The 709-nt window shown below is 64.3% G+C and carries 1 protein-coding gene; it reads right to left on the bottom strand.

The window, feature by feature from the left end:
* Positions 1-709 (bottom strand): hydantoinase/oxoprolinase family protein (locus DEQ92_RS21080; RefSeq protein WP_304999707.1); only part of this gene is annotated, 709 nt, incomplete at both ends.

The raw sequence follows: 709 nt of genomic DNA, 5'->3' as shown, positions 1-709 counted from the left end.
CGTCGTTGACGGAGGCGAGCGATCCGCCACCGGCCGCGATCGACTTCGACTCGATGATCGTGCCAGAGACGCGCCAGCGGTCGATGACTGGCTCGAACTCGTAGGACTGCACGCCGCCGCGGGTGAGGATGCCGATGTCGAAGCTCGTCCCGCCCATATCGGTCACGACGGCTTTGTCGTAATCGAGCACGTCACAGAGGTACTCGCCGCCCTTCAGGCCGGCCACCGGGCCGCCGTTGAACGTCTCGACGGCGGTCGTCTTGTAAGATTCGGCCATTCCGCCGGTGTTGTGGAGCATCTGGATGTCGCCTTCGTAGCCGTGGGCCTCCAGACGGTCTTTGATGTCCGCGATGTGCTCCTGCATCAGCTCGGAGAGGTACGCGTCGAGCAGCGTCGTGTTCGTGCGCTCGTACTCCTGTTTCGTCGGCATCACCTCCGAGGAGAGGAACACAGGGATGCTCCCGAGATACGACGGTGGGTACTCCTCGCGGACGAGTTCGCGGAGGCGCTGCTCGTGGTCGGGATAGGCGTACGACCACAGCAAATTCACCACGATAGCGCGTGCCCCCTTGTCGACGAGGTCGCGGATCTGCTCGCGTGCGTGTTCTTCGTCTAACGGCCGGAGGACGTTGCCCTCGCTGTCGACGCGCTCGCGGATCCCGTTCGTGCGGGAGTCGGGCACGAGGTACTCCGGCTTCTTCGCGTCCGA

Origin of the sequence: Haloferax sp. Atlit-6N (genome assembly GCF_003383195.1) — an archaeon.
In the GTDB taxonomy this organism is placed as follows: Archaea; Halobacteriota; Halobacteria; order Halobacteriales; family Haloferacaceae; genus Haloferax; species Haloferax gibbonsii.
Note: the sequence above shows the minus strand (reverse complement) of the source record. Positions and strands in the feature narration are given on the sequence as shown.